18 protein-coding genes, 2 tRNA genes and 3 rRNA genes are annotated in these 26,073 nt (G+C 65.0%); 19 read left to right on the forward strand and 4 right to left on the reverse strand.

Going from position 1 to position 26,073, the window contains the following annotated elements; translation table 11 throughout:
• Window position 1 precedes the first annotated feature (1 nt).
• The 3 genes from paaI to paaN are packed head-to-tail and all read right to left on the reverse strand — an operon-like array spanning window position 2 to window position 3,029.
• Entirely contained in the window at window positions 2-481 is a 480-nt protein-coding gene (gene paaI, locus KS03_RS19355; RefSeq protein ID WP_012734535.1) for a hydroxyphenylacetyl-CoA thioesterase PaaI, read from the reverse strand.
• A 1-nt stretch (window position 482) separates the two neighbouring features.
• Entirely contained in the window at window positions 483-1,274 is a 792-nt protein-coding gene (gene paaG, locus KS03_RS19360; protein ID WP_012734536.1) for a 2-(1,2-epoxy-1,2-dihydrophenyl)acetyl-CoA isomerase PaaG, read from the reverse strand.
• A 60-nt stretch (window positions 1,275-1,334) separates the two neighbouring features.
• Window positions 1,335-3,029 (reverse strand): phenylacetic acid degradation protein PaaN, encoded by a 1,695-nt coding sequence (paaN, locus tag KS03_RS19365; RefSeq protein ID WP_012734537.1) that lies wholly within the window; start codon window positions 3,027-3,029, stop codon window positions 1,335-1,337.
• Window positions 3,030-3,164: 135 nt separating this feature from the next.
• Between paaN and KS03_RS19370 the strand changes: the two genes are divergently transcribed.
• Window positions 3,165-3,941: an enoyl-CoA hydratase gene (locus KS03_RS19370; RefSeq protein ID WP_012734538.1), complete on the forward strand. Its 777-nt coding sequence runs from the start codon at window positions 3,165-3,167 to the stop codon at window positions 3,939-3,941.
• Here KS03_RS19370 and KS03_RS32890 read toward each other — a convergent pair.
• On the reverse strand, window positions 3,928-4,074 hold the full coding sequence (locus KS03_RS32890) for a hypothetical protein (RefSeq protein WP_155297059.1): 147 nt from the start codon (window positions 4,072-4,074) through the stop codon (window positions 3,928-3,930). The two genes, KS03_RS19370 and KS03_RS32890, sit on opposite strands and share 14 nt — an antisense overlap.
• Before the next feature lie 465 nt (window positions 4,075-4,539).
• Here KS03_RS32890 and KS03_RS19375 point away from each other — a divergent pair.
• From KS03_RS19375 to murC, 18 genes are all read left to right on the forward strand, one after another.
• Window positions 4,540-6,072 (forward strand): 16S ribosomal RNA (locus tag KS03_RS19375).
• 64 nt (window positions 6,073-6,136) lie between these two features.
• Window positions 6,137-6,213, forward strand: a tRNA-Ile gene (locus KS03_RS19380).
• A 40-nt stretch (window positions 6,214-6,253) separates the two neighbouring features.
• Window positions 6,254-6,329: transfer RNA gene (locus tag KS03_RS19385), tRNA-Ala, on the forward strand.
• 304 nt (window positions 6,330-6,633) lie between these two features.
• Window positions 6,634-9,513 (forward strand): 23S ribosomal RNA (locus tag KS03_RS19390).
• 139 nt (window positions 9,514-9,652) lie between these two features.
• A 5S ribosomal RNA gene (gene rrf / locus KS03_RS19395) occupies window positions 9,653-9,766 on the forward strand.
• The 16S, 23S and 5S rRNA genes sit together here with 2 tRNA genes alongside, the layout of an rRNA operon.
• A 312-nt stretch (window positions 9,767-10,078) precedes the next feature.
• On the forward strand, window positions 10,079-11,752 hold the full coding sequence (locus tag KS03_RS19400) for a long-chain fatty acid--CoA ligase (RefSeq protein WP_012734539.1): 1,674 nt from the start codon (window positions 10,079-10,081) through the stop codon (window positions 11,750-11,752).
• Window positions 11,753-12,068: 316 nt separating this feature from the next.
• A complete protein-coding gene (coq7, locus tag KS03_RS19405) occupies window positions 12,069-12,698 on the forward strand; it encodes a 2-polyprenyl-3-methyl-6-methoxy-1,4-benzoquinone monooxygenase (RefSeq protein WP_012734540.1) in 630 nt (209 codons plus the stop codon).
• 374 nt (window positions 12,699-13,072) lie between these two features.
• The gene (gene mraZ / locus KS03_RS19410; protein WP_012734541.1) at window positions 13,073-13,501 is read left to right on the forward strand and encodes a division/cell wall cluster transcriptional repressor MraZ; all 429 of its coding nucleotides are present in this window, start codon (window positions 13,073-13,075) and stop codon (window positions 13,499-13,501) included.
• Between the two features lie 23 nt (window positions 13,502-13,524).
• Window positions 13,525-14,466, forward strand: coding sequence for a 16S rRNA (cytosine(1402)-N(4))-methyltransferase RsmH (rsmH, locus tag KS03_RS19415; RefSeq protein WP_012734542.1), 942 nt, complete (start codon window positions 13,525-13,527; stop codon window positions 14,464-14,466).
• Window positions 14,463-14,798 carry a cell division protein FtsL gene (gene ftsL / locus KS03_RS19420; protein ID WP_012734543.1) on the forward strand — a complete coding sequence of 112 codons (336 nt, stop codon included), beginning with the start codon at window positions 14,463-14,465 and terminating at the stop codon, window positions 14,796-14,798. Before rsmH ends, ftsL begins: the two co-directional genes overlap by 4 nt.
• A complete protein-coding gene (locus KS03_RS19425; RefSeq protein WP_012734544.1) occupies window positions 14,795-16,633 on the forward strand; it encodes a peptidoglycan D,D-transpeptidase FtsI family protein in 1,839 nt (612 codons plus the stop codon). The genes ftsL and KS03_RS19425 overlap by 4 nt, the downstream gene beginning before the upstream one ends.
• Window positions 16,630-18,177, forward strand: a complete 1,548-nt coding sequence (locus tag KS03_RS19430) for a UDP-N-acetylmuramoyl-L-alanyl-D-glutamate--2,6-diaminopimelate ligase (protein ID WP_012734545.1) — start codon at window positions 16,630-16,632, stop codon at window positions 18,175-18,177. The genes KS03_RS19425 and KS03_RS19430 overlap by 4 nt, the downstream gene beginning before the upstream one ends.
• Entirely contained in the window at window positions 18,174-19,580 is a 1,407-nt protein-coding gene (locus tag KS03_RS19435; RefSeq protein WP_012734546.1) for a UDP-N-acetylmuramoyl-tripeptide--D-alanyl-D-alanine ligase, read from the forward strand. Before KS03_RS19430 ends, KS03_RS19435 begins: the two co-directional genes overlap by 4 nt.
• A 14-nt stretch (window positions 19,581-19,594) precedes the next feature.
• On the forward strand, window positions 19,595-20,764 hold the full coding sequence (gene mraY / locus KS03_RS19440; RefSeq protein ID WP_012734547.1) for a phospho-N-acetylmuramoyl-pentapeptide-transferase: 1,170 nt from the start codon (window positions 19,595-19,597) through the stop codon (window positions 20,762-20,764).
• Between the two features lie 25 nt (window positions 20,765-20,789).
• Window positions 20,790-22,301, forward strand: coding sequence for a UDP-N-acetylmuramoyl-L-alanine--D-glutamate ligase (gene murD, locus KS03_RS19445; protein WP_012734548.1), 1,512 nt, complete (start codon window positions 20,790-20,792; stop codon window positions 22,299-22,301).
• Complete coding sequence (gene ftsW / locus KS03_RS19450; RefSeq protein ID WP_012734549.1) at window positions 22,298-23,575, forward strand: putative lipid II flippase FtsW; 1,278 nt, start codon at window positions 22,298-22,300, stop codon at window positions 23,573-23,575. The genes murD and ftsW overlap by 4 nt, the downstream gene beginning before the upstream one ends.
• Window positions 23,572-24,675, forward strand: a complete 1,104-nt coding sequence (murG, locus tag KS03_RS19455; RefSeq protein WP_045678879.1) for an undecaprenyldiphospho-muramoylpentapeptide beta-N-acetylglucosaminyltransferase — start codon at window positions 23,572-23,574, stop codon at window positions 24,673-24,675. The genes ftsW and murG overlap by 4 nt, the downstream gene beginning before the upstream one ends.
• A complete protein-coding gene (gene murC / locus KS03_RS19460; protein ID WP_012734551.1) occupies window positions 24,672-26,072 on the forward strand; it encodes a UDP-N-acetylmuramate--L-alanine ligase in 1,401 nt (466 codons plus the stop codon). Before murG ends, murC begins: the two co-directional genes overlap by 4 nt.
• Window position 26,073 lies beyond the last annotated feature (1 nt).

A 26,073-nucleotide genomic window follows, 5' to 3' on the forward strand; every position in this document is an offset into this window, starting at 1 on the left:
CTCAGGCGCCGGTCGCGGTCACGGTGCCCCCGATCCGGGCCGACTTGCCGCGGAACATCGCCACCGTCTCGCCCGCGCGGTTGGTCACGCGGATATCGTAGATGCCGTGGCGGCCGCTCAGCGTCTGCTCGTGCGCCTCGGCCGTCAGCACCTCGTTCAAGGCGACGGGGCGCAGGAACTCGATCGAGCAGCCGGCTGCCACCGTATTCAGGTTGTGCGAATTGCAGGCGAACGCGAAGGCGGAATCGGCCAGCGCGAAGATCATCCCGCCGTGGCAGGTGTGGTGGCCGTTCAGGAACTCGGCGCGCACCGCCATGCGCATTCGCGCGCGGCCCGGCCCGACCTCGAGCAGCTCGATGCCGAGCGCGCGGGTGCAGGCGTCGGCCGCGTACATCGCGTCGGCGGCCGCCCGCGCGAGCGCGTCGGGGTCGGCCTGGTTATCGGTATCGGCGGCCGAGCCAGGGGCGCGGGGGGCGTTCATCTCAGCGTCCTTCGAAGCGCGGCGCCCGCTTCTCGATGAAGGCGGCCACCCCTTCCGCGTAGTCGTGCGATTGGCCCAGTTCGCGCTGGCGGTCGCGTTCGAGGTCGAGCTGCTGGTCGAGCGTTTGAGTCAGCCCTGCGCGCATGGTCTGCTTGATCGCGGCGATCGCGCGGGTCGGCTGCTTCGCGAGGTCGGCCGCGAGCGCGGCGGCGCTGGCGGCCAGCGCGTCGTCGTCGACGGCGCGCCAGATCAGCCCCCACTCGGCCGCGCGTTCGGCACCTAGTTTCTCGCCCGTCAGCGCGAGTCCGAGCGCGCGCGCGAAGCCGACGCGCTGCGGCAGGAACCAGGTACCGCCCGAGTCGGGCACCAGGCCGATCTTCACGAACGACTGGATGAAGTTGGCCGATTTCGCGGCCAGCACGAGGTCGCAGGCGAGCGCGAGGTTGGCGCCGGCGCCGGCCGCGATGCCGTTGACGGCGGCGATCACGGGCAGCGGCAGCCCCTGCAGGCGGCGCACCAGGGGATTGAAGTGCGTGTCGATCAAGGCGCCGAGATCGGTCGCCGCGCCGGGCGTGAAGTCGAGATCGGCGAGGTCCTGGCCCGCGCAGAAGCCTCGGCCCGCGCCGGTCAGCACCAGCGCGCGCGCTTGGCCCGCCTCCGCCTCGTCGAGCGCGGCGGCCAGCGCCGCGTGCATCGCGCGGGTGAAGCTGTTGAGCTTGTCGGGACGGTTCAGCGTGATCGTTGCGACCCGCGTCTGCGGGTCGAGCTCGAAGCGGATCGTATCGTGCGACATCGGGATCTCCTCATGGAGACGCGCGGCCGGCGCCGTGCCGGCCGGTGCGGCGGGGATGGCTCAGGCGCCGGCGGTGTCGGCCTGCGGCGCGACGTGGATGCGGCTTTGCACGACGCGGAAGCGGTTTGCGACGAACGCCGCGTCGGCGAGCGCGGCGTTCGCGGCCGGGTTCGCGCCGGTGGCGTGGAAGTCGGAGAAGGCGGCCGACTGGTTTACGAATACGCCGCCCGTCAGGTTGATCGACAGCGCGACGCCGCCGCGGATCGCCGCGTCGTGCGCCTGCTCGATCACCGCCGCGTCGGTGCTGTAGACCGACAGGGTCAGCGCGCCGCATTCGGCCGCAATGCCGCCTGCCAGGTCGAGCGACTGCGCGGTCGAGTCGGTCGCGATCACGAACGAGATCGGGCCGAACCACTCGCGCGTGAAGATGCCTCGGTCGCCCGCGTCGAGCTGCACGACGAGCGGCGTACGGATGCGGGCCCGCGGATGGGCCGGGTGTTCGAGCGCGACGCTATCGGCCAGCACCTTGCCGAGCCCGCGCGCCTCGTCGATGCGCGCGATCACGCCGTCGTTCTGGATCGCGCCGAGCAGCTCGACGGCGCGCGCGGGATCGGCACCGAGCTTGCTTACGGCGCCGGCGATCGCCTGCGCGATCTCGTCAAAGCTCAGCTTGCCGTCCGGCGTCTCGATGCCGTCGCGCGGCACATAGATGTTCTGCGGCGCGGTACACATCTGGCCGGCATACAGCGCCAGCGAGAACGCGATGTTGCGCACCGCGCCCTTCAGGTCGTCGGCCGAGTCGATGACGATCTGGTTGACGCCGGCCTTCTCCGTATACACCTGCGCCTGGCGCGCGTGACGCTCGAGCCAGTTGCCGTGCTCGCTGCTGCCCGTGAAGTCGATCAGCTTGATGTCGGGGCGCACCGCGAGCGCCTGCACGAGTGCGCCGTCGTCGGGGTCGGTCGCCAGCAGCGTGACGACGTTCGGATCGAAGCCGGCCTCGCGCAGCACCTCGCGCGCGATGCGCACCGTGATCGCGAGCGGCAGGATCGCGCCCGGATGCGGCTTGACGATCACCGTATTGCCGGTCGCGAGATCGGCGAACAGGCCCGGGTAGCCGTTCCAGGTCGGGAACGTGCAGCAGCCGAGCACGAGGCCGGTGCCGCGCGGCACGATCGTGTAGCGCTTCTGCATCGCGAGCGGCGGGTTCTTGCCTTGCGGCTTTTCCCAGTGGGCGTCGGCCGGGATCTTGCGCAGCGCGTCCCAGGCGTAGGCCACCGCTTCCAGCGCGCGGTCCTGCGCGTGCGGGCCGCCGGCCTGGAACGCCATCATGAAGGCTTGGCCGGTGGTATGCATCACGGCGTTGGCCAGTTCGAAGCTGGCGCGGTTGAGGCGAGCCAGGATTTCCAGGCTCACGCCGATCCAGGCGCTCGGGCCGGCCGCGCGCCAGGCCGGCTGGGCCGCCGCCGCCGCTGCCGCGAGCTGGTCCGGCGTCGCCGCCGGATAACGAATGCCGAGCGCAAAACCATACGGCGACAGCTCGGCGCCTACCTCGCCGCCCGTGCCCGGCTGGTCGAGCGCGAAGCGTTGGCCGAGCTGGGCCTTGAAGGCGGCCTCGCCATCCGCCGCCGCGCTTTCCCCGTACACTTTGGGGCTAGGCATTTCCGCGAACGGACTCCAGTAACCACGGGTTTCAATGGCGGACAAGGCCCGCTGCAAAGTGGCTTCGTGCTTCGTGAAGAGGGGATGGGTCATGACGGCAGCCTGGTTGAGGGGACGAGGGCGTTCGTGCGGACGTAATTAATTAACCGACCGGTTGGTCGGCAAATGTTAGCATCCTTCCCGGCGCGTGTGCGCAATGAATGACGTTTCTTTGATGAGGAGACAGCGATGGCTTATGAAAACCTCCTGGTGGAGACCCGCGGACGTGTCGGGCTGATCACGCTGCATCGTCCGAAGGCGCTGAACGCATTGAACGACGCCCTGATGGACGAACTCGGTGCGGCGCTCAAAGCGTTCGACGCCGACGAAGCGATCGGCGCGATCGTGCTGACCGGTAGCGAGAAGGCATTCGCGGCCGGCGCCGACATCGGGATGATGGCCAACTACTCGTATATGGACGTCTACAAGGGCGACTACATCACCCGCAACTGGGAGACGATCCGGCAGATCCGCAAGCCGATCCTCGCGGCCGTGGCGGGGTTCGCACTGGGCGGCGGCTGCGAGCTCGCGATGATGTGCGACATCATCATCGCGGCCGACACGGCGAAGTTCGGCCAGCCCGAGATCCGGCTCGGCGTGATGCCAGGCGCGGGTGGTACGCAGCGGCTGCCGCGCGCGGTGTCGAAGGCCAAGGCCATGGATATGTGCCTGACCGCGCGCTTCATGGAGGCCGAAGAGGCGGAGCGCGCCGGGCTCGTGTCACGCGTGGTGCCGGCCGCCTCGTTGCTCGATGAGGCGCTCGCGGCTGCCACGACGATTGCCGAATTCTCGCTGCCGGCAGTGATGATGGTGAAGGAGTCGGTCAATCGTGCCTATGAGACGACGCTTTCGGAGGGCGTGCATTTCGAACGGCGCGTGTTCCATTCGATCTTCGCCACCGAGGATCAGAAGGAAGGCATGGCGGCCTTCGTCGAGAAACGCAAGCCCGTGTTCAAACATCGTTGAGCACGATGGCGTGTGCCATGATGGTTGCGTCCGCAACCTGATTGCGCGCCTCCCCGTTTCCGATCAAGGGCTTACGACCAAGGGCGCCGCGCGAGCGGCGCCCTTGGTGCCGTTTTTTGGGGTTTTTCTTCACGAAAGCGCTTGCAGGAAGCGTGGGGCGTGCTTAGAATCACGCCTCTTTCGCGCTGCCGGAAACGCGGCGCGGAGAGGGAAGCGAGGTGGGAGAAGCAAGGCGCCGAAGTTGGGCAGCCAGTGGACCCGGCCGAAGGGAAGTGATCAGCGAAGAAGTGGATCGCGGCGAGCAAAAAAGTAGTTGACGCGCTGCGAAACGTTGATCATAATCTCGCTTCTCTGCTGCTGACAACGCAGCGCTGCCGGGAAAGCCGAACAGTTCGGTCGGATCGGTGGAAATGCTCTTTAAAAATTAACAGCCGATAAGTGTGGACGCTTGATCGACGCGGACCTGATCTTCGGATCGGGAAGCAAAAGTATCAAGAGTCTCACACAAAAGTAAGTCAGGTTGATGAAGCAATTCATAACCTGTCAGCTTTGAGTGAGCGACCGGTTCTTAACGGAACCGAAAACAGTAACAGGTATTGAACTGAAGAGTTTGATCCTGGCTCAGATTGAACGCTGGCGGCATGCCTTACACATGCAAGTCGAACGGCAGCACGGGTGCTTGCACCTGGTGGCGAGTGGCGAACGGGTGAGTAATACATCGGAACATGTCCTGTAGTGGGGGATAGCCCGGCGAAAGCCGGATTAATACCGCATACGATCTACGGAAGAAAGCGGGGGACCTTCGGGCCTCGCGCTATAGGGTTGGCCGATGGCTGATTAGCTAGTTGGTGGGGTAAAGGCCTACCAAGGCGACGATCAGTAGCTGGTCTGAGAGGACGACCAGCCACACTGGGACTGAGACACGGCCCAGACTCCTACGGGAGGCAGCAGTGGGGAATTTTGGACAATGGGCGAAAGCCTGATCCAGCAATGCCGCGTGTGTGAAGAAGGCCTTCGGGTTGTAAAGCACTTTTGTCCGGAAAGAAATCCTGAGGGCTAATATCCTTCGGGGATGACGGTACCGGAAGAATAAGCACCGGCTAACTACGTGCCAGCAGCCGCGGTAATACGTAGGGTGCGAGCGTTAATCGGAATTACTGGGCGTAAAGCGTGCGCAGGCGGTTTGCTAAGACCGATGTGAAATCCCCGGGCTCAACCTGGGAACTGCATTGGTGACTGGCAGGCTAGAGTATGGCAGAGGGGGGTAGAATTCCACGTGTAGCAGTGAAATGCGTAGAGATGTGGAGGAATACCGATGGCGAAGGCAGCCCCCTGGGCCAATACTGACGCTCATGCACGAAAGCGTGGGGAGCAAACAGGATTAGATACCCTGGTAGTCCACGCCCTAAACGATGTCAACTAGTTGTTGGGGATTCATTTCCTTAGTAACGTAGCTAACGCGTGAAGTTGACCGCCTGGGGAGTACGGTCGCAAGATTAAAACTCAAAGGAATTGACGGGGACCCGCACAAGCGGTGGATGATGTGGATTAATTCGATGCAACGCGAAAAACCTTACCTACCCTTGACATGGTCGGAATCCTGAGGAGACTCGGGAGTGCTCGAAAGAGAACCGATACACAGGTGCTGCATGGCTGTCGTCAGCTCGTGTCGTGAGATGTTGGGTTAAGTCCCGCAACGAGCGCAACCCTTGTCCTTAGTTGCTACGCAAGAGCACTCTAAGGAGACTGCCGGTGACAAACCGGAGGAAGGTGGGGATGACGTCAAGTCCTCATGGCCCTTATGGGTAGGGCTTCACACGTCATACAATGGTCGGAACAGAGGGTTGCCAACCCGCGAGGGGGAGCTAATCCCAGAAAACCGATCGTAGTCCGGATTGCACTCTGCAACTCGAGTGCATGAAGCTGGAATCGCTAGTAATCGCGGATCAGCATGCCGCGGTGAATACGTTCCCGGGTCTTGTACACACCGCCCGTCACACCATGGGAGTGGGTTTTACCAGAAGTGGCTAGTCTAACCGCAAGGAGGACGGTCACCACGGTAGGATTCATGACTGGGGTGAAGTCGTAACAAGGTAGCCGTATCGGAAGGTGCGGCTGGATCACCTCCTTTCTCGAGCTTATTCCGCATACATTGAGCGTTCACGCTTATCGGCTGTTGATCAAGACAGACTCAGGGGTCTGTAGCTCAGTCGGTTAGAGCACCGTCTTGATAAGGCGGGGGTCGTTGGTTCGAATCCAACCAGACCCACCAATTGTCTGACACGGAACACCTGGGTAGTCTCTGTAGGGAAGGGGGCATAGCTCAGCTGGGAGAGCACCTGCTTTGCAAGCAGGGGGTCGTCGGTTCGATCCCGTCTGCCTCCACCAATCTTCAATGACAAACGTTCAGGGATGCTGAGCAGTTGTCATTGGCGATTGAGCCAGTCAGAGGATGAGCGAGAAGTAGCGCTTATCGGCTGTCGTTCTTTAACAATCTGGAAGAAGTAGTAAAGTGGATAGCGGAAGCGCTTATTTGAGATGGGCGTGGAAGTTATCCGGGTTGTGATTGTATCGATGTATCTCAAGATGATTCGAACGCAAGTTCGGCTCAATTGGAATACGGCACAAATGCGAGAACTCAACCTGTAGCGGCTGTCATCTCCTTCGGGAGAGCGAGACAGACTCGTTATAGGGTCAAGCGAACAAGTGCATGTGGTGGATGCCTTGGCGATCACAGGCGATGAAGGACGCGGTAGCCTGCGAAAAGCTACGGGGAGCTGGCAAACGAGCTTTGATCCGTAGATGTCCGAATGGGGAAACCCACTCCTTTTGGAGTATCCATGACTGAATACATAGGTCATGTGAAGCGAACGCGGTGAACTGAAACATCTAAGTAACCGCAGGAAAAGAAATCAACCGAGATTCCCAAAGTAGTGGCGAGCGAAATGGGAAGAGCCTGTACTCTTTATTTGTATTGTTAGCCGAACGCTCTGGAAAGTGCGGCCATAGCAGGTGATAGCCCTGTAGGCGAAAACAGTATGAAAGAACTAGGTGTACGACAAGTAGGGCGGGACACGTGAAATCCTGTCTGAAGATGGGGGGACCATCCTCCAAGGCTAAATACTCGTGATCGACCGATAGTGAACCAGTACCGTGAGGGAAAGGTGAAAAGAACCCCGGGAGGGGAGTGAAATAGATCCTGAAACCGCATGCATACAAACAGTCGGAGCCTCGTAAGGGGTGACGGCGTACCTTTTGTATAATGGGTCAGCGACTTACGTTCAGTAGCAAGCTTAACCGAATAGGGCAGGCGTAGCGAAAGCGAGTCCGAATAGGGCGTTCAGTTGCTGGGCGTAGACCCGAAACCAAGTGATCTATCCATGGCCAGGATGAAGGTGCGGTAACACGTACTGGAGGTCCGAACCCACTAACGTTGAAAAGTTAGGGGATGAGCTGTGGATAGGGGTGAAAGGCTAAACAAACTTGGAAATAGCTGGTTCTCTCCGAAAACTATTTAGGTAGTGCCTCGTGTCTCACCTTCGGGGGTAGAGCACTGTCATGGTTGGGGGGTCTATTGCAGATTACCCCGCCATAGCAAACTCCGAATACCGAAGAGTGCAATCACGGGAGACAGACATCGGGTGCTAACGTCCGGTGTCAAGAGGGAAACAACCCAGACCGCCAGCTAAGGTCCCCAAATATGGCTAAGTGGGAAACGAAGTGGGAAGGCTAAAACAGTCAGGAGGTTGGCTTAGAAGCAGCCACCCTTTAAAGAAAGCGTAATAGCTCACTGATCGAGTCGTCCTGCGCGGAAGATGTAACGGGGCTAAGCCATATACCGAAGCTGCGGATGCGAGCTAGTCTCGCATGGTAGGAGAGCGTTCCGTAAGCCTGCGAAGGTGCATTGTAAAGTGTGCTGGAGGTATCGGAAGTGCGAATGCTGACATGAGTAGCGATAAAGGGGGTGAAAGGCCCCCTCGCCGTAAGCCCAAGGTTTCCTACGCAACGTTCATCGGCGTAGGGTGAGTCGGCCCCTAAGGCGAGGCAGAAATGCGTAGCTGATGGGAAGCAGGTCAATATTCCTGCACCATTGTTAAATGCGATGGGGGGACGGATCGCGGAAGGTTGTCCGGGTGTTGGAAGTCCCGGTCGCTGCATTGGAGAAGGCGCTTAGGCAAATCCGGGCGCGGAATTCAAGGGTGTGGCGCGAGCTTCTTCGGAAGCGAAGCAATCGGAAGTGGTTCCAAGAAAAGCCTCTAAGCTTCAGTTTAACAGTGACCGTACCGCAAACCGACACAGGTGGGCGAGATGAGTATTCTAAGGCGCTTGAGAGAACTCGGGAGAAGGAACTCGGCAAATTGGTACCGTAACTTCGGGATAAGGTACGCCCCTGTAGCTTGACTGGCCTGCGCCAGAAGGGTGAAGGGTTGCAATAAACTGGTGGCTGCGACTGTTTAATAAAAACACAGCACTCTGCAAACACGAAAGTGGACGTATAGGGTGTGACGCCTGCCCGGTGCCGGAAGATTAAATGATGGGGTGCAAGCTCTTGATTGAAGTCCCGGTAAACGGCGGCCGTAACTATAACGGTCCTAAGGTAGCGAAATTCCTTGTCGGGTAAGTTCCGACCTGCACGAATGGCGTAACGATGGCCACACTGTCTCCTCCCGAGACTCAGCGAAGTTGAAGTGTTTGTGATGATGCAATCTCCCCGCGGCTAGACGGAAAGACCCCATGAACCTTTACTGTAGCTTTGCATTGGACTTTGAACCGATCTGTGTAGGATAGGTGGGAGGCTATGAAACCGGAACGCTAGTTTCGGTGGAGCCGTCCTTGAAATACCACCCTGGTTTGTTTGAGGTTCTAACCTTGGCCCGTGATCCGGGTCGGGGACAGTGCATGGTAGGCAGTTTGACTGGGGCGGTCTCCTCCCAAAGTGTAACGGAGGAGTACGAAGGTACGCTAGGTACGGTCGGAAATCGTGCTGATAGTGCAATGGCATAAGCGTGCTTAACTGCGAGACCGACAAGTCGAGCAGGTGCGAAAGCAGGTCATAGTGATCCGGTGGTTCTGTATGGAAGGGCCATCGCTCAACGGATAAAAGGTACTCTGGGGATAACAGGCTGATACCGCCCAAGAGTTCATATCGACGGCGGTGTTTGGCACCTCGATGTCGGCTCATCTCATCCTGGGGCTGTAGCCGGTCCCAAGGGTATGGCTGTTCGCCATTTAAAGAGGTACGTGAGCTGGGTTTAAAACGTCGTGAGACAGTTTGGTCCCTATCTGCCGTGGGCGTTGGATATTTGAAGGGGGCTGCTCCTAGTACGAGAGGACCGGAGTGGACGAACCTCTGGTGTACCGGTTGTCACGCCAGTGGCATCGCCGGGTAGCTATGTTCGGAAGAGATAACCGCTGAAAGCATCTAAGCGGGAAACTCGCCTTAAGATGAGATATCCCCGGGGACTTGATCCCCTTGAAGGGTCGTTCGAGACCAGGACGTTGATAGGTCAGGTGTGTAAGCGCAGTAATGCGTTCAGCTAACTGATACTAATTGCCCGTAAGGCTTGATCCTATAACCGGTCTGTTTCATGTCGAACCAACAGGTCGACGAACAGCGGTTGAGTGAGCAATGTGCCGGTGTACAAGCACAACCCCTACTACTTCTTCGAGATTGGTCATGGCGCGCTGTCGCGACGTGACAACCCCTTTAGCCTGATGACCATAGCGAGTCGGTCCCACCCCTTCCCATCCCGAACAGGACCGTGAAACGACTCTACGCCGATGATAGTGCGGATTGCCCGTGTGAAAGTAGGTAATCGTCAGGCTTCCTCCTTCGAAACCCCCGCTGCCAACGCAGTGGGGGTTTTGTCTTTTATCGCGCAAAAATCCGCTTCACGCGGCAAAGCAACTGTCCAAAAGGGCGGACGCTGTACGATGCGAAGTCGGCGCGCAGCGCGCATCATCTCGTCAACACCGCGCCAGCGGTCCGGCGCCCGGATTGCAATTGCGCCTGCGGCGTCGAGGCGGCCGATCCGAGAGTTCGAAAGGAGTGTCTAACCCGGTTGTTTCGCCGCGGCCTAGCGGCTAGGATGCATTTTTAGCACGACCATTCGAAAATCAGTAAGGAGACGTGTGGCATGGACAAGATTTGGCTGAAATCGTACCCCCCCGGCGTTCCGGCCGAAATCGATCCATCTCGTTATCCGACCGTCCCCGATCTGCTTGACGAAAGCTTCCGGACCTACCGGGAGCGAACCGCGTTCGTTTGCATGGGCAAGTCGCTGACTTACGGCGACATCGACACGCTTTCGCGCAAGCTGGGCGCCTGGTTCCAGTCGCGCGGCCTAGCGCGCGGTGCACGGATCGCGATCATGATGCCGAACGTGCTGCAATATCCGGTGACGATCGCCGCCGTTCTGCGCGCGGGCTACACCGTCGTCAACGTGAATCCGCTCTATACGCCCCGCGAGCTCGAGCACCAGCTCACGGACAGCGGTGCCGAAGCGATTGTGATTCTCGAGAATTTCGCCGCGACGCTGCAGTCGGTGATCGACCGGACCTCGATCCGGCACGTGGTCGTGGCGGCGATGGGCGATCTGCTCGGCTTCAAGGGCGTAATCGTCAATTATGTCGTGCGGCGCGTGAAGAAGCTCGTGCCGGCCTGGCAACTGCCGTCCTTCACGCGCTTCAACGCCGCTCTCGCCGAGGGCAGCCGCCAGACGCTCACGGCGCCGTCGCTCGGGCCGGACGCCGCCGCGTTCCTGCAGTACACGGGCGGCACCACCGGCGTGGCGAAGGGCGCGACCTTGTTGCATCGCAACATCGTCGCCAACGTGCTTCAGGCCGAAGCATGGCATCAGCCCGCCTACACGAAGCGACCCGGACAGACGCAGTTCATCACCGTGGCGGCGCTGCCGCTTTACCATGTGTTCGCGCTGACGGTCTGCGGCTTCCTGACGATGCGAACCGGCGGTACCGGCGTGCTGATCCCCAATCCGCGCGACATTGCCGGCATGATCAAGGAGCTCAAGCCGTTCCAGGTGTCGACGTTTCCCGCGGTCAACACGCTCTACAACGCGATGCTGAACCATCCCGATTTCGATCAGCTCGACTTCTCGAAGCTGGCGGTGGCCAACGGCGGCGGGATGGCGATCCAGGAAAGCGTTGCCAAGCGCTGGTACGACAAGACGCATACGCCGATCGTTGAGGGTTACGGCCTGTCGGAAACCTCGCCCGTGGTGGCCTGCAACCCGGTGACGGCGACCGAATATACCGGCACGATCGGCCTGCCGTTGCCGTCGACCGAAATCTCGATTCGCGATGACGACGGCAACGAAGTGCCGCTCGGCCAGCCGGGGGAAATCTGCATTCGCGGCCCGCAGGTGATGGCCGGCTACTGGCAGCGCCCCGAAGAGACGGCGAAGGTGATGATGGCCGACGGTTTCTTCAAGTCGGGCGACATCGGCGTGATGGACGAGCGCGGTTACGTGAAAATCGTCGATCGCAAGAAGGACATGATTCTCGTCTCCGGCTTCAACGTGTATCCGAACGAGGTCGAGGACGTGGTCGCCTCGCACCCGGGCGTGTTCGAGGTCGCGGCGGTGGGCGTGCCCGACGAACATTCGGGCGAGGCCGTGAAGCTGTTCATCGTGAAGAAGGACCCCGCGCTGACCGAGGAGGACATCCTCGCCTACTGCAAGGAACGTCTGACCGGCTACAAGCGCCCGCGCATCATCGAATTCCGCATCGAGCTGCCGAAGACCAACGTTGGCAAGATCCTGCGCCGCGAACTGCGCGACGGCAAGGCCTGACGGCTGCGAACAGCATTATCGACCGGACCCGAAAGGCGCCCAATGGGCGCCTTTCCATATTTGTGTGGTCCGTCCACATCGATCCCGGTGGCGGACGGCTCGATGCTGCATTGCCCCGCCGTTCCACCTATCCAAAACCGCTATTCCGACGCCAGAGTGAAAAAGGCCGGTACGGCGTCGTTCATGTTTCACGCGAACAACATTGGTTAAAATCACCGATTTATCGTAGTGTTCGCGCCGTAATCGGACCCGTTATCGCCATCAGCGACTGACGCATGCGCCGCGGCGAGTCGAAGCAAGTAAAGGGAGAGCCCGCATGCTGCTGGATGAACTGATCAACGAATTCGACCGCGGACTGCGCGCGGTGGTGGGGGTGAGCCGGATGACGCGCCCGCTGCCGGAACCGAGCGCTGACGCGCCCGCTGCGGAATTGAGCGTCGAGGAGCGCCGCCACGCGGCCGGGCTGATGCGCGTGAACCATGTCGGCGAGGTCTGCGCGCAGGCACTGTATCAGGCGCAGAAGCTGTCCACCTCGTCGCCGTCGCTGAAGGCGCTGTTCGAGGCGTCGGCGCGCGAGGAGGAGGACCATCTCGCCTGGACCATGCACCGGCTGAAATCGCTCGACTCGCGGCCGAGCCTGCTCAACCCGCTCTGGTATTCGGGCGCGCTCGCGATCGGGCTCGTGGCGGGCCGCCTTGGCGACAGGGCCAGCCTCGGCTTCATGGCCGAGACCGAACGGCAGGTCGAGCGCCATCTGGACGGCCACCTCGCCGAGCTGCCGGCCGCCGACGCGGCCTCTCGCGCGATCGTCGAGCAGATGCGTGACGACGAGGCCAAGCATGGCCGCACCGCCACCGACGCGGGCGGCACCGAACTGCCGGCGCCCGCGCGCTGGCTGATGCAGGCGGCCTCGAAAGTCATGACGAGGACTGCCTACTATCTCTGATGCGCCAACGGGACGCGGCCCGCGCCGCGCCCGTGCCGATCCGCCCGCCCTTCCCGCCTTTTCCGCCTCCCGAACCCCCGCCGTCTCGCCGGCTTGCGCGCGACTGTTCACGTATCACCTTCACAACTCGCACTAGGTCATTAATTTATAACGAATTTCGGCCCGAGGGCCGGCTTGAGGAAGCGCGCGTAAGTCCTTGTTCTAACTAACAAAATTCGTCAAAAAATCGGTTGTCTCCCTTGACCGTCCCCGACCCTTCCTCTAAAGTGGGAGACAGTGTGAGAAAGTGTATTTTTGTGTGATCTGGCGGGCAGTTCCGGGTAAATTCTCAGCGAATGTGAGGGTGCCGCGGCGCCCCTAAGGGAGAGCGGAAAGTGTTCCAAGGGGCGTCGGCGCTGACGCTCGATGCGAAAGGGCGGATGTCGGTGCCGTCTCGCTATCGCGAAGCGCTGCAAGGACAGGCAGAAGGCCGGGTGACAGTGACCAAGCACCCGGACGGCTGCCTGTTGCTGTTTCCACGCCCCGAATGGGAAGTCTTTCGCGCCAAGATCGCCGCGCTGCCCATGGACGCGCACTGGTGGCGCCGCATTTTTCTCGGCAACGCGATGGACGTCGATCTCGACAGCGCGGGCCGGATTCTCGTATCGCCGGAACTGCGGATGGCAGCCGGGCTTGAAAAGGAAGTCATGTTGTTGGGAATGGGAAGTCACTTCGAGCTGTGGGACGCGCAGACCTACACCGCGAAGGAACAGGCAGCGATGGCGCAGGGCATGCCCGATGCGCTGAAGAACTTCACGTTCTGATTGCGGTGACGGAGACGCCCGCGATGGGAACCGAATTTCAGCACCGCACGGTGCTGCTCGACGAAGCGGTCGACGCGCTCGTGACGCGGCCCGACGGCGTCTATGTCGACGGCACATTCGGTCGCGGCGGCCACAGCCGCGCGGTGCTCGCACGGCTGGCCGAAGGCGGCCGGCTGATCGCGTTCGACAAGGATCCGCTCGCGATCGCGACGGCGCAGCAGATCGCCGATCCGCGCTTCTCGATCGTGCATGACAGTTTTGCGTCGCTGGGTGGCGCCCTGGCCGAACGCGGCGTGGCGCGGGTGACGGGGGTGCTGCTGGATCTGGGCGTGTCCTCGCCGCAGATCGACGATCCCGAGCGTGGTTTCAGTTTTCGCGCGAACGGCCCGCTCGACATGCGGATGGACACGACACGCGGCGAATCGGCGGCCGACTGGCTCGCCCGTGCGTCGCTGCAGGAACTGACGGAGGTGATACGCGATTATGGGGAAGAACGGTTTGCTTTTCAGATTGCAAAGGCGCTTGTTGCTCGCCGGGAAGAATCCGATCGTCTCGGGCCCCTCGACAGCACGGGCGAGCTTGCCCAAATCGTGGGTCACGCCGTCAAGACACGTGAGAAGGGCAAGGATCCGGCAACCCGCACCTTTCAGGCTATACGGATTCACGTCAATCAAGAGCTTGCGGACCTGCAGGTCGTTCTAGGGGCTGCATTGTCGTCGTTGGAGCAAGGGGGGCGGCTGGTCGTGATCAGCTTTCATTCGCTCGAGGATCGAATCGTCAAGCGGTTCCTGCAGACGCACGCCAGTGCGCCGGCGGTCGATCGCCGCCTGCCGATCCGTGCCGTCGATCTGCCGTCGCCGCCGCTCAAGCTGCTCGGACGCAAATTCCCGAGCGATGCCGAAGTCGACGCCAATCCGCGTGCCCGGTCCGCCGTGATGCGCATCGCGGAGCGCGTCGCGCCATGAACCGCCTCAACATCTTCCTGCTGATCGTCGTCATGGGTTGTGCCTTGTCGGTCGTCAATTCGACCAATCAGCAGCGGCAGATCTTCTTCCAGTTGCAGCGTGCCCAGTCGCAGGAGCATCAGCTCCAGCAGGACTACGCGCAGCTGCAGTATCAACAGAGCGCGTTGTCGAAGACCTCGCGCATCGAGCAGTTGGCCAACGATTCGCTGAAGATGCAGCCGATCGCCACCGGCCGCACCCAATACCTGGTGCTGGCGCCGGGCGCCGCCAAGGCCGTCGATGCGCCGCTGCCCACCTCGGCCGCGTCGGGCTCGAAGGGGAGCGCGCGATGAAGCCGCGTCAGCCGAACGTCAAGTTCGGGTCGAGTCCCGTGCTGTCCGTGCATTTGCCGATGTGGCGCTCGAAGCTCGTCGTGTTCATGCTTTTCATGGCGTTCTTCGCGCTGGCCGCGCGCGCGTTCTGGATTCAAGGGCCGGGCAACGCGTTCTACCAGAAGCAGGGCGAAAGCCGCTACCAGCGCACGCTCGAGCTGCCGGCCACGCGCGGCAAGATTCTCGACCGCAACGGCCTCGTGCTGGCCACGAGCCTGCCGGTGCGCGCGATCTGGGCGATTCCCGAATCGGTGCCGGACGATCTCGGCGCCGACAAGCTCGATGAACTCGGCAAGCTGCTCGGCATGAGCACGACCGAGCTGCGCCGCAAGCTGTCCGAGGACAAGAGCTTCGTCTACGTGAAGCGGCAGGTGCCGATCGACGTGGCCGACAAGGTGGCCGCGCTCGACATTCCCGGCATCTACGCGCGCAACGAATACAAGCGCTTCTACCCGGAAGGGGAGATCACCGCTCACCTGATCGGCTTCACCAACGTCGAGGACGAAGGCCAGGAAGGCGTCGAGCTCGCCGACCAGAAGCTGCTGGCAGGTGTGCCGGGCAGCCGGCGCGTGATCAAGGACCGGGTGGGCCACATCGTCGAGGATGTGGCCGAGCAGTTGCCGCCGCACGACGGCACCGACGTGGACCTGTCGATCGACAGCAAGATCCAGTACATCACCTACGCCAACCTGAAGGCGGCGATCGAGAAGTTCCACGCCAAGGCGGGCGCGGCGATGGTGGTGGACGTGCGCACCGGCGAGGTGCTCTCGCTCGTCAATTACCCGACCTACAACCCGAATGACCGTTCGCATCTGACCGGCGAGCAGCTGCGCAACCGCGCGCTGACCGACGTGTTCGAGCCGGGTTCGATCATGAAGCCGTTCACGGTGTCGCTCGCGCTCGATTTGCATCGCGTCTCGCCGACCACGCTGGTCGATACCGGCAACGGCCATTTCACGCTCGATGGCGCGCCGATCACCGACGATGCGGGCTTCGGCGTGCTGACGGTGGGCGGCGTGATCCAGAAGTCGAGCAACATCGGCGCGACCAAGATCGCGATGACGATGCGGCCCGAGGAAATGTGGAATATGTATACCAGCCTCGGTCTCGGCCAGGCGCCGAAGGTCGGCTTCCCCGGCGCGGCGGCGGGGCGCCTGCGGCCGTGGAAGAGCTGGCGCCGGATCGAGCAGGCGACGATGTCCTACGGCTACGGCCTGTCGGTCTCGCTGTTCCAGCTTGCCCACGCCTACACCGCGATCGCCCATGACGGCGAGCTGATGCCGCTGTCGATCTTCAAGGCCAATGAGGCCCAGCCGCCGCAGGGCCCGCAGGTGTTCTCGCCCACCACCGCGCGCGAAGTGCGCGAGATGCTCGAGAGCGTGGTGACGAAGAACGGCACCTCGCCCGACGCAGCGGTCCCGGGTTATCGCGTCGGCGGCAAGAGCGGCACCGCGTACAAGCAGGTCGGCCGCGGCTACGACCACAAGAAGTATCGCGCGTCGTTCGTCGGCATGGCGCCGATGCCGAATCCGCGCATCGTGGTGGCCGTGACGGTCGACGAGCCGACGGCTGGCAGCCACTTCGGCGGCCAGGTGTCGGGCCCGGTGTTCTCGACGATCGTCGGCGATACGCTGCGCGCGCTGAACGTGCCGCCGAACATGCCGGTCAAGCAACTCGTGGTGTCCGACGACGCCGGCCAGGCCCAGCAGGCTGGCGCGCAGAAGCTGGCGGCCATGCCGGCCGGCCGCATGACCGTGTCGAGCACGACACACAGCCGCCCGGGGGTGGTTCGATGAGCGCCTTGCGCAGCTCCCACCCGGCGCAGGCGCGCATCGCCGCCGCGCTCGCCTGGCTGCGCGAGCACGCGAAACCGGGCGCGCAACTGCATGCCGACACGCGCTCGCTGCGGGCCGGCGACGTGTTTCTGGCCTATGCCGTGGATGGCGCCGACAATCGCCCGCACCTCGCAAACGCGCTGTCGCGCGGCGCCGCGGCCGTGCTCGTGCAGCCCGAAGGCTATGCCGGGATCGATGCGCTCGACCCGGCCGTCGCGCTGGCGGTGCCAGGGCTCGACGCGCTGGCGGGCGAGATCGCGAGCGGCTGGTACGGCGATCCGAGCGACGCGATGTTCGTGATCGGCGTGACCGGCACCAACGGCAAGACCTCCTGCACGCAATGGATCGCGACGGCGCTTACCGCGCTGCGCCGGCCGTGCGCGGTGATCGGCACGCTCGGCAGCGGCATGCCGGGCCGGCTCGTGGCTACCGGTTTCACCACGCCCGACGCGCCGCAACTGCAGCGCAGCCTCGCGCAACTGCGCGACGACGGTGCCCAGGCGGTGGCGATGGAGGTGTCTTCGCACGCGCTGCACCAGGGCCGTGTCAACGGCACCGCCTTCGACGTCGCGGTGTTCACGAACCTGACCCAGGATCATCTCGACTATCACCGCACCTTCGAGGCCTACGAGGCGGCGAAGGCAAAGCTGTTCGCCTGGCGCGGGCTGCGCCACGCGATCATCAACCGCGACGACGCGGCGGGAGGGCGGCTGCTCGCCACGCTCGCGGGCCGTGTGCGCACCGTGGCCTACGGCATCGGCGCGCGCGCCGATGCGCCCGAGGCCGACCGCACGCTGATCGCGAGCGAGGTGCGCGCAACGGCGACCGGCACCGCGTTTCGGCTGACGTCGTCGTGGGGCGATGCCGACCTCGAGGTCGGCACGCTCGGCCTGTTCAACGTCAGCAACCTGCTGGCCGTGCTCGCCACGCTGCTGGTGGCCGACCTGCCGTTCGACGCGGCACTTGCCGAGATGCGCCGGCTCGAGTCGGTGAACGGGCGGATGCAGCGGCTCGGCGGCCGGATCGATCACGACGAGCCGCTGGTGGTGGTCGATTACGCGCACACGCCCGACGCGCTCGAAAAGACGCTCGAGGCGCTGCGGCCGATCGCCGAAGCGCGTGGCGGCGCGCTGGTCTGCATGTTCGGTTGCGGCGGCGATCGCGACACGACCAAGCGTCCGCTGATGGGCGCTATTGCCGAGCGGCTCGCCGACCGCGTGGTGGTGACGAGCGACAACCCGCGCAGCGAAGCGCCGCTCGCGATCATCGAACAGATCGCGTCCGGCATGCATGCGCCGGACGGCGCGCTGCGCATCGAGGATCGCGCCAGCGCGATTCTGCAGGCCGTGCGCGGCGCGGCGCGCGAGGACGTGGTGCTGCTGGCGGGGAAGGGACACGAGGCCACACAGGAAATCATGGGCAAGAAGCGGCAGTTCTCGGATCAGGATCACGCGCGGCTCGCACTGGCCGCGCGCGCGGCCAGTGCGCAGGGAGGCGGCGAATGACGATGCTGACGCTGCATGATGCCGCCGCGCTGATTCCGGGCGCCACCGTGATCGGCGACGGCAGCGTCGCGTTCGCGCGCGTGTCCACCGACAGTCGCACGGTGGGCGAGGGCGACCTGTTCGTCGCGCTGAAGGGCGAGCGCTTCGACGCGCACGACTTCCTGGCCGAGGTCGCCGCGCGCGGCGCGAGCGCGGCCCTGGTGTCGCGCGCGGGCGTGCTGCCGGGCCTGCCGCAACTGAAGGCGGCCGATACGCGGGTGGCGCTCGGGGCGCTCGCGCACGGCTGGCGGCAGCGCTTCGACCTGCCGCTCGTCGCCGTCACGGGCAGCAACGGCAAGACCACCGTGAAGGAGATGATCGCGTCGGTGTTCGCGGCCGCGGTCGGCCAGGACGCGCGGCTTTCCACGGCCGGCAATTTCAACAACGACATCGGTCTGCCATTGACGCTGCTGCGGCTCGCGCCGGCACACCGGCTTGCCGTGATCGAGCTCGGCATGAATCACCCGGGCGAGACCGGCACGCTCGCCAGGATCGCCGCGCCGACGATTGCGCTCGTCAATAACGCGCAGCGCGAGCATCAGGAGTTCATGGCGACGGTCGAGGCGGTCGCGCTCGAGCACGCATCGGTGATCCACGCGCTCGGGCCGGACGGCGTCGCCGTGTTTCCGGCCGACGACCGGTACGCCGGCATCTGGCGCGTGGCGGCCACCGGCAACCGGATCGTCGATTTCGCGCTGAACGACGACGGCCGCGCCACGGCGGCCGCGGTAACGGGCACCACGCAGGGCGGCGTGCTCGCGATCGATACGCCGGCCGGCCGCATCGAGGTGCGGCTGCGCGCGCTCGGCGCGCACAACGCGCGCAACGCGCTGGCGGCCACGGCCGCAGCGCTCGCGGCAGGCGTCGAGCCCGACGCGATTCGCGCCGGGCTGGAGGCGTTCGAGCCGGTCAAGGGACGCCTGCAGGTCAAGCGCGCCTCGCTCGCGTCGCTGGCCGGCGCGATGCTGATCGACGACACCTACAACGCCAATCCCGATTCGATGCGCGCCGCAATCGACGTGCTGGCGCAGTGCGCCGCGCCGCGCGTGCTCGTGATCGGCGAGATGGGCGAGGTGGGCGACGCAGGTCCGGCGTTCCATCGCGAGATCGGCGCCTACGCGCGCGAGCGCGGCATCGACGCGCTCTACGCGACCGGCGAGGCCACGCGCGAGGCCTGCGCGGCCTACGGCGCGGCGGCGCGCCATTTCGACGAGGTCGGTGCGCTGGTGGCGGCGCTCGACGCGGCCGGCTACGGTGCGGCGGCGACGGTACTCGTGAAGGGCTCGCGCTACACCCGCATGGAGCGCGTGGTCGACGCGCTGACGAATCAACCCGCGCCGGGCATCGCGCCCGGCGCTCACTGAGAAGGAAGTCCGCAATGTTGCTGGCGCTGGCGCAATGGCTGCAAGGAGACGCAAGCTTTCTGCGCTTGTTCACGTACCTGACGTTCCGCGCGGTGATGGCCACCATCACCGCGCTCGGCATCGGACTCGTCTGCGGCCCGTGGGTGATCCGCAAGCTGACCGAGATGAAGGTCGGCCAGGCGGTGCGCAAGGACGGCCCGCAGACGCACCTCGTCAAGTCGGGCACGCCCACCATGGGCGGCGTGCTGATCCTGATCGGCATCGCGGTCGCGACGCTGCTGTGGGGTGACCTGACGAACCGCTTCATCTGGATCGTGATGCTCGTCACGTTCGGCTTCGGCGTGGTCGGCTGGGTCGACGATTACCGCAAGGTGGTCTACAAGGATCCGCGCGGGATGTCGTCGCGAGAGAAGTATTTCTGGCAGTCGGTGATCGGGCTGTTCGCGGCCGTCTATCTGGCATTCAGCGTGTCAGAGGCGAGCAACGTGCGCGTGTTCGACCTGTTCATGGCATGGGTGCGCAGCGGCCTGTCGATGGGCCTGCCGGCGCGCGCCGACCTGATGCTGCCGTTCCTGAAGTCGATCAGCTATCCGCTCGGCGTCTGGGGCTTCATCGCGCTGACCTATTTCGTGATCGTGGGCGCCAGCAACGCCGTCAACCTGACCGACGGCCTCGACGGCCTCGTGATCATGCCGGTGGTGCTGGTCGGCGCCTCGCTCGGCGTGTTCGCCTACGTGATGGGCAGCTCGGTCTATTCGAAATACCTGCTGTTTCCGCACATTCCCGGCGCGGGCGAACTGCTGATCTTCTGCTCGGCGATGGGCGGCGCGGGCCTCGCCTTCCTCTGGTACAACACGCACCCCGCGCAGGTGTTCATGGGCGACGTCGGCGCGCTGGCGCTGGGCGGCGCGCTCGGCACGGTGGCGGTGATCGTGCGGCAGGAAATCGTGCTGTTCATCATGGGCGGGATCTTTGTCGCGGAGACGCTGTCGGTGATGCTTCAGGTGAGCTGGTTCAAGTACACCAAGCGCCGCTATGGCGAAGGGCGCCGCATCTTCAAGATGGCGCCGCTGCATCACCATTTCGAATTGTCCGGCTGGAAGGAGACGCAGGTCGTGGTGCGTTTCTGGATCATCACGCTGATGCTCTGCCTGTTCGGGTTGACCACGCTGAAACTGCGGTAAAGGGATAGCAAGGATGTCTGGCGAGATGTTTGGAGATCGGCCGCGGCCGATGGTGCTCGTGCTGGGGCTCGGTGAATCGGGCCTCGCGATCGCGCGTTGGTGCGCGAGGCACGCGTGCGCGCTGCGCGTCGCGGACACGCGCGAGGCGCCGCCCAATCTCGCCCTGCTGCGCGAGGCCGTGGCCGACGCTGAATTCGTCGGCGGCGCCTTTACGCCGGCGCTGCTCGACGGCGGCATCGAGATCGTTGCGCTGAGCCCGGGCCTGTCGCCGCTCGAACCGGCGCTGGCGACGCTGCTCGCGGCCGCGCGCGAACGCGGCATCGCGGTCTGGGGCGAGCTCGAATTCTTCGCGCGCGCGCTGGCCGGGCTCGCCGCGAACGGCTACGCGCCAAAAGTGCTTGCGATCACCGGCACCAACGGCAAGACCACCACCACCAGCCTGACCGGCCTGCTTTGCGAACGGGCGGGACGCTCGGTGGCGGTGGCCGGCAACATCAGCCCGGCGATGCTCGACCGGCTGTCGGCCGCGATCGACGCCGCCGCGCTGCCGCAGGTCTGGGTGCTCGAGCTGTCGAGCTTCCAGCTCGAGACGGCCCAGAGCTTCGCGCCCGACGCGGCGGCGGTGCTCAATATCACCCAGGATCATCTCGATTGGCACGGCGGCTTCGCTGCCTACGCGGCCGCGAAGGGCCGCATCTTCGGGCCGCGCACGGTGCGCGTGCTGAATCGCGACGACGCCGAGACGATGAAGTTCATGCCGCCCGCGGCGGCGGCCGACGCACCGCGCGCGATCACGTTCGGCCTGAACGAGCCGAGCCGCGAGGGCGACTACGGCCTCGTGCGCGACAGCGGCATCAACTGGCTGGTGGAGGCGGTCGATCGCGACGCCGCCGAGGAGCCGGTTTCGTCGCGGCGCCGCAAGGCCGGCGCGCCGGCCGCGCCCACGCTCACCGCCAAGCGTCTGATGCCGGCCGACGCGCTGCGCATCCGTGGGCTGCACAACGCGGCCAACGCGCTGGCCGCCTTCGCGCTGGCGCGCGCGATCGAGCTGCCGAGCGCCGCGCTGCTGCACGGGCTGCGCGAATACCGCGGCGAGGCGCATCGCGTCGAGCTGATCGCCTCGCTCGACGGTGTCGATTACGTCGACGACAGCAAGGGCACCAACGTCGGCGCGACGGTCGCCGCGCTCGACGGCCTCGCGCAGCGCGCGGTGCTGATCGCCGGCGGCGATGGCAAGGGCCAGGATTTCTCGCCGCTCGCGGCGCCCGTGGCGCGCTGGTGCCGCGCGGTGATGCTGATCGGCCGCGACGCGCCGCGGATTCGCGCGGCGCTGGCCGACAGCGGCGTGCCGCTCGTCGAGCACGCCACGCTCGAGGCCGCCGTGCGCGCCGCGAGCGAGCTGGCCGAACCCGGCGACGCGGTGCTGCTGTCGCCGGCCTGCGCGAGCTTCGACATGTTTAGCGATTATGCGCATCGCGCCGCGGTGTTCCGCAGTGCGCTCGAGGACATCGCACTCGACAGGGGGACGTCGCTATGAGCTGGTCCGATCGCTTCGTCTCGCGCTTCATCGGCCAGCGCGAAGGCGGCGGCGCCGTCGCGCGCCCGCCCGCCCGCACCACGCCGGCCGCGAACGGGTTCGCCCACGGCCTGGGTGGCGTGCGCCCGACGCGCTCGCGGATGCTCGATTTCGACTACTCGCTGATGTGGGTGGCGATCGCGCTGCTCGGGCTCGGCGTGGTGATGGTCTATTCGGCCTCGATTGCGATGCCCGATTCGCCGAAGTACGCGGCGTATCACGACTACGCGTTCCTGCTGCGCCACGTGGTATCGCTGACGGTGGCATTCGTCGCCGCCATCGTCGCGTTCCGCGTGCCGATCGCGACCTGGGACAAATACGCGCCGCACCTGTTCCTGATCGCGCTGGTCGGGCTCGTGATCGTGCTGATTCCGCATGTCGGCAAGGGCGTGAACGGCGCGCGGCGCTGGATTCCGCTCGGCGTCACGAACATGCAGCCGTCCGAGATCATGAAGCTCGCGGTGACGATCTACGCCGCGAACTACACGGTGCGCAAGCAGGAGTACATGCACAGCTTCGCCAAGGGCTTCCTGCCGATGGCGGCCGCGGTCGGCCTGGTCGGCATGCTGCTGCTGCTCGAGCCCGACATGGGGGCATTCATGGTGGTCGCCGCGATCGCGATGGGCGTGCTGTTCCTGGGGGGCGTGAACGGCAAGCTGTTCGGCGGCCTGGTGGCCACCGCGGTCGGCACCTTCTCGATGCTGGTCTGGCTCTCGCCCTGGCGCCGCGAGCGGATCTTCGCCTACCTCGATCCGTGGGACGAGCGCTATGCGCAGGGCAAGGCCTACCAGTTGACCCACTCGCTGATCGCGTTCGGCCGCGGCGAGTGGTTCGGCGTGGGCCTCGGCGGCAGCGTCGAGAAGCTCAACTACCTGCCCGAGGCACATACCGACTTCATCCTCGCCGTGATCGGCGAGGAACTCGGCTTCGTCGGGGTGCTGGTGGTGATCCTGCTGTTCTACTGGATCGTGCGCCGCGCGTTCGAGATCGGCCGCCAGGCGCTCGCGCTCGACCGCACCTTCGCCGGGCTGATGGCCAAGGGCGTCGGCATCTGGTTCGGCGCGCAGGCCTTCATCAACATGGGCGTGAACCTGGGCCTGCTGCCGACCAAGGGCCTGACGCTGCCGCTCGTCAGCTATGGCGGCTCGGGCATCCTGCTCAACTGCATCTCGCTCGCCGTGCTGCTGCGCGTCGACTACGAGAACCGGGTGCTGATGCGCGGGGGCAAGGTATGACGGCACGACAGCGCACCCTGATGGTGATGGCAGGCGGCACCGGGGGCCACGTGTTCCCAGGGCTCGCGGTCGCGCACCGGATGCAGGCGCACGGCTGGCGCGTGGTGTGGCTCGGCAATCCGGCCGGCATGGAAGCGACGCTGGTGCCGAAGCACGGCATCACGATGGAGTCGGTGCGCTTCGGCGGGCTGCGCGGCAAGGGCCTGATGACCAAGCTCGGCCTGCCGTTCAACCTGCTGCGCGCCTGTTTGCAGAGCCTCGGCGCGCTGCGCCGCGTGCGGCCCGACGTGGTGCTCGGCATGGGCGGCTACATCACGTTTCCGGCGGGCGTGATGACGGTGCTCACCGGCCGCCCGCTGGTGCTGCACGAGCAGAATTCGATCGGCGGCCTCGCCAACAAGGTGCTCGCGAAGCTCGCCAAGCGCGTGCTGGTGGCGTTCCCCGGCGCGCTGCCGAACGCCGAGTGGACCGGCAATCCGATCCGCGACGAACTTGCGCGCAGCGAACCGCCCGCGGTGCGCTACGCTGCACGCAGCGGTGCGCTGCGGCTGCTGGTGGTGGGCGGCAGCCTCGGTGCGGCGGCGCTCAACGACGTGGTGCCGCGCGCGCTCGCGCTGCTCGCGCCGCACGAGCGGCCGCAGGTGGTGCATCAGGCCGGCGCGAAGCATGTCGAGGCACTGCGCGCCAATTACGAGGCGGCGGGGCTCGCGGCCGGCCGCGACGTCACGCTGCTGCCGTTCATCGACGACATGGCCGCGGCCTATGCAAACGCCGATCTGGTGATCTGCCGTTCGGGCGCGATGACCGTCTCGGAGATCGCGGCGGTCGGCGTGGCCGCGCTGTTCGTGCCGTTCCCGCACGCGGTGGACGACCACCAGACCACCAACGCGGCGTTCCTCGCCGAGCAGGGCGCGGCCGTGCTGGTGCAGCAGCGCGAGCTGTCGGCGCAATGGCTCGCCGACTGGCTGCGCGGCCAGACGCGCGATTCGCTCGCGCAGATGGCCGAACGTTCGCGCTCGCTCGCGAAGCCCGACGCCACCGACGTGGTCGCGCGCGTGTGCGCGCAGGTGGCCGGCGCGAACCTGGAATCGAAGTCATGAAACACATCGTCAAACACGTCCATTTCGTCGGCATCGGCGGCGCCGGCATGAGCGGCATCGCCGAGGTGCTGGTGAACCTCGGCTACGAGGTCAGCGGCTCGGACCTGTCGCGCAATGCCGTGACGGAACGGCTCACCGCACTCGGCGCGCGTGTCGCGATCGGCCACGACGCGGCCAATATCGAGGGCGCGAACGCGGTCGTCACGTCCACGGCGGTGCGCTCGGACAATCCGGAAGTGCTCGCGGCGCGGCGCCTGGGCGTGCCGATCGTGCCGCGCGCGGTGATGCTGGCCGAGCTGATGCGCCTGAAGCAGGGCATCGCAATCGCCGGCACCCACGGCAAGACCACCACCACCAGCCTGGTGGCGAGCGTGCTCGCGGCGGGCGGCCTGGACCCGACCTTCGTGATCGGCGGGCGCCTGATCAGCGCCGGCGCGAACGCGCGGCTCGGCTCGGGCGACTTCATCGTCGCCGAGGCCGACGAGTCGGACGCCTCGTTTTTGAACCTGTATCCCGTCATCGAGGTGATCACCAACATCGACGAGGATCACATGGACACCTACGGGCACGACTTCGCGCGGCTCAAGCAGGCGTTCATCGAATTCACCCAGAAGCTGCCGTTCTACGGCAGCGTGGTGGTCTGCGTCGACGATCCGAACGTGCGTCAGATCCTGCCGTTCATCTCGAAGCCGGTGGTGCGCTACGGTCTCGCGCCCGATGCCGAGGTCCGCGCCGAGCAGGTGGCGGCGCGTGACGGCCGCATGCATTTCACTGCGATCCGCGAGGGCCGCGCGCCGCTGGCGGTGGTGCTGAACCTGCCGGGCCTGCACAACGTGCAGAACGCGCTCGCGGCGATCGCCATCGCGACCGACCTCGGCGTGGCCGACGCGGCGATCCAGCAGGCGCTTGCCGATTTCAACGGGGTCGGCCGGCGCTTTCAGCGCTACGGCGAGATCGCGACGGCCGACGGCGCGGGCAGCTACACGCTGGTGGACGACTACGGCCACCATCCGGTCGAGATGGCCGCCACGATCGCCGCCGCGCGCGGCGCGTTTCCGGGCCGCCGGCTGGTGCTGGCGTTCCAGCCTCACCGTTACACGCGCACGCGCGACTGCTTCGAGGAATTCGTCAACGTGCTCTCGACCGTCGACGAGCTGGTGCTGACCGAGGTCTACGCCGCCGGCGAGGCGCCGATCCCGACCGCGAGCGGCGAGGCGCTCGCTCGCGCGCTGCGTGCGAGCGGTCGCGTCGATCCCGCGTTCGTGGCGACGGTCGACGAGGTGCCGGCGGCGCTCGCGCAGCGCGTGCGCGCGGGCGACGTGGTGATCACGATGGGCGCGGGGTCGATCGGCGGCGTGCCGGGCCGGATCGCGCAGCAACAGCAACGGAAGGAATGAC

It is taken from the genome of Burkholderia glumae LMG 2196 = ATCC 33617, from assembly GCF_000960995.1.
In the GTDB taxonomy this organism is placed as follows: domain Bacteria; phylum Pseudomonadota; class Gammaproteobacteria; order Burkholderiales; family Burkholderiaceae; genus Burkholderia; species Burkholderia glumae.

What these genes read in the sequence shown, in the direction of transcription:
- ftsW (WP_012734549.1), top strand. Translation starts at nt 22,298, where the DNA reads ATGAGCTGGTCCGATCGCTTCGTCTCGCGCTTCATCGGCCAGCGCGAA.
- murG (WP_045678879.1), top strand. Translation starts at nt 23,572, where the DNA reads ATGACGGCACGACAGCGCACCCTGATGGTGATGGCAGGCGGCACCGGG.
- paaG (WP_012734536.1), bottom strand. Translation starts at nt 1,274, where the DNA reads ATGTCGCACGATACGATCCGCTTCGAGCTCGACCCGCAGACGCGGGTC.
- paaN (WP_012734537.1), bottom strand. Translation starts at nt 3,029, where the DNA reads ATGACCCATCCCCTCTTCACGAAGCACGAAGCCACTTTGCAGCGGGCC.
- KS03_RS19435 (WP_012734546.1), top strand. Translation starts at nt 18,174, where the DNA reads ATGACGATGCTGACGCTGCATGATGCCGCCGCGCTGATTCCGGGCGCC.
- murC (WP_012734551.1), top strand. Translation starts at nt 24,672, where the DNA reads ATGAAACACATCGTCAAACACGTCCATTTCGTCGGCATCGGCGGCGCC.
- paaI (WP_012734535.1), bottom strand. Translation starts at nt 481, where the DNA reads ATGAACGCCCCCCGCGCCCCTGGCTCGGCCGCCGATACCGATAACCAG.
- ftsL (WP_012734543.1), top strand. Translation starts at nt 14,463, where the DNA reads ATGAACCGCCTCAACATCTTCCTGCTGATCGTCGTCATGGGTTGTGCC.
- coq7 (WP_012734540.1), top strand. Translation starts at nt 12,069, where the DNA reads ATGCTGCTGGATGAACTGATCAACGAATTCGACCGCGGACTGCGCGCG.
- KS03_RS19400 (WP_012734539.1), top strand. Translation starts at nt 10,079, where the DNA reads ATGGACAAGATTTGGCTGAAATCGTACCCCCCCGGCGTTCCGGCCGAA.
- KS03_RS19370 (WP_012734538.1), top strand. Translation starts at nt 3,165, where the DNA reads ATGGCTTATGAAAACCTCCTGGTGGAGACCCGCGGACGTGTCGGGCTG.
- murD (WP_012734548.1), top strand. Translation starts at nt 20,790, where the DNA reads ATGTTTGGAGATCGGCCGCGGCCGATGGTGCTCGTGCTGGGGCTCGGT.
- KS03_RS19425 (WP_012734544.1), top strand. Translation starts at nt 14,795, where the DNA reads ATGAAGCCGCGTCAGCCGAACGTCAAGTTCGGGTCGAGTCCCGTGCTG.
- mraY (WP_012734547.1), top strand. Translation starts at nt 19,595, where the DNA reads ATGTTGCTGGCGCTGGCGCAATGGCTGCAAGGAGACGCAAGCTTTCTG.
- KS03_RS19430 (WP_012734545.1), top strand. Translation starts at nt 16,630, where the DNA reads ATGAGCGCCTTGCGCAGCTCCCACCCGGCGCAGGCGCGCATCGCCGCC.
- rsmH (WP_012734542.1), top strand. Translation starts at nt 13,525, where the DNA reads ATGGGAACCGAATTTCAGCACCGCACGGTGCTGCTCGACGAAGCGGTC.